Here is a 5,083-nt window from a genome sequence, read left to right as displayed (position 1 = left end):
GGGCGGCATCTTTTTTGGCTTGTGTAAGGATTTGGGTCGAATAGGGACTGTACAGCAGGCCGATGCGTTTGACAGTGGGAGAGAACATGGTCAAATTGGCAAACTGGGTGCCTGGTGCAACTTCGGCGGCGATGCCGACAATGTTGTGGTTGTTGTCCAGCAGGTTGTAACGCTGCCAGTTGAGAACCATGGCAAAGATAACCGGGATCTCCTGGTGGTCTTTGGTCCACAGTTTGGCGGCATAAGCAGCCTTGGCCCCTAGTGCGTAAATAAGGGCGGGTCGACTAGCGAAGAGCCGATCTTTCAGGCCTGGATCGCGTTGGATGTCGCCCTGTAAATCAAAGAGTTGGCAGGGTAGGATGACTTCCTCTTTGAAGGCGGTGGCCTGCTGCAGATAGGCCTCGCTGCTGTCTGACAGCAGGATTGCGATCTGGCCACTGTTTGCAGCGGCAGCCCGGGCCGGTTCCGCGAGGCGGAAGACGATGGCCGTCAGGGCGATCAGCACGAGGATGATCTTATAAAGTGGGTGATTGCCAGTCATCAATGTTTAACAGCTCCATGAGTTGGGCGGTATTTTTGTCGTGTTTGCCTGTAAGCAGGCTGGTGCGCATTTTATCCAGTTCCTGAGGAGTGAGCACCCCTTCTGCATAGCACAAGATCGGCAGGGGTATAGGTGATGACACTGCCAGTATCTTGACTGTTTTTAAAATATTGGGATTGATTTTGCCAATGCTTTCTAAATTGTTTTGAGAGATCAGGGCGGCTTGTACTTGTCCCAGCGCCAGGGCAAACAGGGCATCTGAGTCTTTGGTGGTGGTGATGAAGTTCAAGGTGTTGGCTTCTAGTCCGTGTTCCTTGAAAATTGTCTCATTGAGCATGGTTATGCCGGCTGGGCCAACGGGAGTCATGGCTATGGTCGGTCCGGCAAGCATTGATAAGGTCAGGTCCGAGTTGGCGCCAACCAGCAGAACTTTACGGTAGTGAGTGACCCCTCGGTATACAGGGACCATGAATGGTTTGAAGTTATTGCCGTTGCCATCCTGCTTGAGATACCATTCCGGCAGAAAGACCAGAGATGGCTTGCGTTCCTTGACTTGGCGGTCAAAGTCCTGGAAACGGGCAAATGGTTGGAAAGAAAAAGTGAAGCCATGGGAAGATAGAAAGGAATCCATCATCAACTTCAGGCTGGCAAAGTTGGTAAAACTTGAATCCGGATTGAAGTAAAAGAAGTGAGCTGAGGCGGTGGACCCGGTCAGGTGCGGGATTGCCAGCAGGAGGAGCAGGAGGCCGACAAGATTTTTGTGGTGTATTTTTGAGAGTAGGCGCATCACTGTGTCGGACAAGGGGCATAGTTCATGATTTGTTCACCATACCACAGTTCCCCTGATTTTCAAGAGGAAACCCTCGGCCTTGCAAGTACTAAAAAATATAGATGAAGTCTGTCTTCTTTAGTACTTGCCGGGCGAAAAAAGTGGGGCTGGCCTCAAGAAAAATTTTACCTCACGCGCTGCGAATCTGGCCGAGTTGTTCCCTGGCAAAATCGATTGATGGATCCAGGGATAGAGCAAGTTCAAAGCATTGTTCCGCCAAGGTGAAGTCGTTTAATTTCCGGTAATTGACACCAAGGTTGGCATAGTCGATTGCCGAGGATGGGGCAAGCTCGACAGCTCGTTGGAAATGGGCGACTGCAATTTGGTACTGATCAAGCTTGTAGTGGCAAACGCCCAGCATATTGTGAAGATCGGGCCGCTCGTCGTCATGGGTCACGCCTTGTTGAAGCACGGTGATGGCCTCTGGGTACTTGCCCTGATCTTTGAGGCAATTGCCCATATATGAGTAGATATAAGGGATGTCTTCGTCCTCCGGATTCTGGTCAAGGGCCCGCTGCAGGTGGACCATCGCCTCGTCGTAGCGTTCCAGGGTGTGGAGGTTGCGGCCAAGGTAGAAATCGATGTAGTAGGCGTTAGGTAGGAGTTTCTGCATGGTCATCAGTTGCTGGCAGCATTCGTCCGGGTCGAGGGTGCGTTCTGCCACTAATTTGGCGGCGAAGAGTCCGACGTTATTGATCATCGACCGTTCTCGGAAATGGGCGCCAGGGATAATGGTGTAGATTGCCGGGATCTGCAGTTTGTCGTGAATAGTGTTGAGCAGGTACACCTCCATGTCAAGCTTCTTGAGGACGGCGAGCATGTTCTCAATTTCCGTCTTGATGTTGTTGTCACCAAGATCAGGCATTTGGTCGACACGAATTGATGTGCCGGGGTGGGTGATATAGGGGACTTCGTCCATGCTCAAGGGTTTTGGCAGACCGCTGGCCACGTAGTTAGCCTTGGTGTGGAAGTCTCCGGCCAGCTGTGCTACCTCGGTCAGCGCCCGGATCAGGGCTTTTTCCGGACTGGGTGTGGTGCCTGCAGTGTAGACGATCTCACTTAAGTCCGGAAAGGTGCTTCGATCAATGGCTAAAGCGGAGACAGTGGGGATGCCGGTGTCGAGGGTGAAGTCGTTCAGGTAGAGTTCGATACCGTTGCGATGGAATTTCTCGAGGAGTTCTCTGGCTACCGGATCGGTGACGCTGTCGGAGTCGATCAGTGGGGTCTTGAGGTGTTTATGGCTTACAAGGGCGCAGACGTGCCGTTCGATGATCTCGCAGATGCCTTGGTTGATAGCTTCTTCATAGGTGTTGCCGGCGGAAGGTCCGTTGAACTCGTTGATAGCGAAGAACCAACTGAATGGCACCATGACTTCCTTGGCTTCTCCCAGGTTAGTGGCCCAGGTCCATTGGATGGGGATGTCGTTGATCAACTGTTCCAACAGGCCAATATCTGTGGTGGTGTCATGCACTGATTGCAGGAGTTTCTCGAGCGGCAGCAGCGGGTAGTCACTTTGTTTCATCTCGGCGTAGGTGGCGGTGATGAAGTTTTCCGGATTCTTGATGAAGCTGAAAAAGCTGAAACGCTCTCCCAGTTCCATGCAGGCGCTGGCTCTGGATTGCTCTGGAGTGCTGCCCTTGCCCATCTGTTTTTTATTGCCAATGGTCTGGTGGGCATCCTTGCCACAGACGCTGAAGTAGACCGGAATGTCAAGGCGACCGGTATCAATCCGCTTGACCTCTTTGAGGATGTCTAGTTTGACGTCCTTTAGTTTGTCCATGAAGCGCTGGACAGTCTCCACCGGGGTGCAGGCTTTGTCTTGATCGTACGTGTAGTGTTTTTGGCAGTCTTGGAGGCGGATAGGTTTTTTGTTCATGGCGTTTTTTTGTCTTAGGTCTTGAGAATATGGTGAGGTTTCATGGCCGATGCCAGACCAGCGCTGGGTTCTGATGAAATTGCCCCCGGCTTAAAAGTGTGACAATGTGGCACTATAGTGAGAAGTGTGGCAATGCGCAATTTTTTTTTGCATACTCTATCACCGTCAACTGTCAACCGTAAACCGTAAACCGACAACTTGAGCAGATGAACAGCTGAACGATAACAGGGTTGTTATCGATAATCACGATTTTTTTGGAGGGAGGTTGTTTGGGGTTTAGCTTTTTGAAAGTGATCGGCAGTCCGGTTACGGCAAGTATGTGGCGATTTGATTTCGTGATTGATGCAGTTTTTTGCATAATGGTCCGTGGCACGGAGGCGCTGTTTGTTGCTGTGAAGCGGCGGGGCAGGCGGGAGATGTGCTTTAGTGTTATCGCAACGGAGGATTGAAGTAGCCGAAACGTAGTTCAGGAAAGCGGTTTCGGATGGTGGTTAGCCATGGCGTGATTCCGCAGGTCTCACTCTCTTTGGGGTGATGAATGGCCTCAAGGTACCAGTCTGGGTCCATGTTCAGGTTGCGGAGTTGAACAAAGTCTGGCCGATAGTTCTCAATCAGGTGGCAGAAGGCCTCGGTCTCGTCGGCTGAATCAGTTACCCCTGGGCAGATGAAATAGTTGAGTGAGACGAATCGACCTCGTTTTTTCATCTCCACGATGGATTGGCGCACATCATCAAAATTAAAACCCTTGGGACGGTAGTAGAGACTGTGAACATGGGGACGGGCGCTATTAATGCTGACCCGGATGCTGTCTAGTCCGGCCTCGGCCAAGCTGGCCACTGCTTCCGGAATGCTGGCATTGGTGTTAAGATTAATGGTGCCGCGGCTGGTTTGGCGGCGGATAGAGCGGATGGCTCGTTCAATGGTCTCTGCCTGGAGCAGGGGTTCTCCCTCGCACCCTTGGCCAAAGCTGACCACAGCATGATCGACGGCATTGAGGTGGGAGAGCGCCACTTCGGTGATCTCAGCTGGCGTGGGCACGAATTTGATCCGGTCCTGGGTTGAAGGGCAGCAGCCGGATGGTTGCAGGGAGATGCAGCCGAGGCAGGCGGCATTGCAGGCAGGGGATGTGGGAAGGGGCGCTTCCTCTCTGCCCTGGAAGAAATTTTTTGCCGCCGGGCAACTATATGTCAGGCTGCATTTGCCTAAGTGCTGGATCAGCCGGTTTTCGGGATTTCGTTTCAGTGCGGCCAAGGTTCGAGTCTTGATCTTGTTTGTGTCAAACTTGCTCGCATCTTGCCGAATGCTGAGGTCGCTACGGAAAGATGCCACCCAAAACTGATTGTTGTGCCAACCGACAGCGGTGTAGGCAAAAAGCGGCAAGGGCTGAATTGATGGATCCTTCTTTTCAAAGGCGGCAGTCTGGATGGTGGTATGTGCCGGAGCGACAAAGGCTGCGACCGCCTGGATGCCATCGACGGAGTCATAGGGGTTGTCTGCAAGTCTTGCGGGTTGGCCGTCTGCTGGATCAATACCAATCGGCAAACGACCGGGCAGCACGAACAGTTCGCTGCCTTCTGGGAGAGGAATGAGATCGGTCAGCGCCGGCTTGGCATAGTGGTACCCGCTTCGTCCCGCCATCCAGAGTTCGGGAAATTCCTGTATCTCTCCTTTGCTGTTGGCAAACAACAGGCATGGCATCTGTTCGGGGTGGCGAGGAGTCATGGATGGGGTGTCTTGTTCTGCTGGACGGTCGATAAGTCCTTGGTCTTATTGTTAGCCAAAGAGTATCGGGACCATAGTGTATAGTTGTCGGTTTGAGCGTCGTGATCTCAATCCG

The 5,083-nt window shown here is 52.4% G+C and carries 4 protein-coding genes; all 4 read right to left on the bottom strand.

Features of this window, described 5'->3' with window-relative positions:
- Window positions 1–541: hypothetical protein (locus FP815_13925; protein MBA3016023.1), on the bottom strand; the 541-nt coding region annotated here is incomplete at its 3' end.
- Complete coding sequence (locus FP815_13920; GenBank protein MBA3016022.1) at window positions 516–1,328, bottom strand: phosphate/phosphite/phosphonate ABC transporter substrate-binding protein; 813 nt, start codon at window positions 1,326–1,328, stop codon at window positions 516–518. The genes FP815_13920 and FP815_13925, both read right to left, overlap by 26 nt.
- Window positions 1,329–1,500: 172 nt before the next feature.
- Entirely contained in the window at window positions 1,501–3,246 is a 1,746-nt protein-coding gene (locus tag FP815_13915) for a tetratricopeptide repeat protein (protein ID MBA3016021.1), read from the bottom strand.
- A 429-nt stretch (window positions 3,247–3,675) separates the two neighbouring features.
- A complete protein-coding gene (locus tag FP815_13910; protein MBA3016020.1) occupies window positions 3,676–4,968 on the bottom strand; it encodes a radical SAM protein in 1,293 nt (430 codons plus the stop codon).
- Between the last annotated feature and the right edge of the window lie 115 nt (window positions 4,969–5,083).

The sequence above is a fragment of the Desulfobulbaceae bacterium genome (genome assembly GCA_013792005.1).
Taxonomy (GTDB): Bacteria; Desulfobacterota; Desulfobulbia; order Desulfobulbales; family VMSU01; genus VMSU01.
This window is presented reverse-complemented; position numbering and strand designations above follow the sequence as displayed.

What these genes read in the sequence shown, in the direction of transcription:
- FP815_13920 (MBA3016022.1), bottom strand. Translation starts at nt 1,328, where the DNA reads ATGCGCCTACTCTCAAAAATACACCACAAAAATCTTGTCGGCCTCCTG.
- FP815_13915 (MBA3016021.1), bottom strand. Translation starts at nt 3,246, where the DNA reads ATGAACAAAAAACCTATCCGCCTCCAAGACTGCCAAAAACACTACACG.
- FP815_13910 (MBA3016020.1), bottom strand. Translation starts at nt 4,968, where the DNA reads ATGACTCCTCGCCACCCCGAACAGATGCCATGCCTGTTGTTTGCCAAC.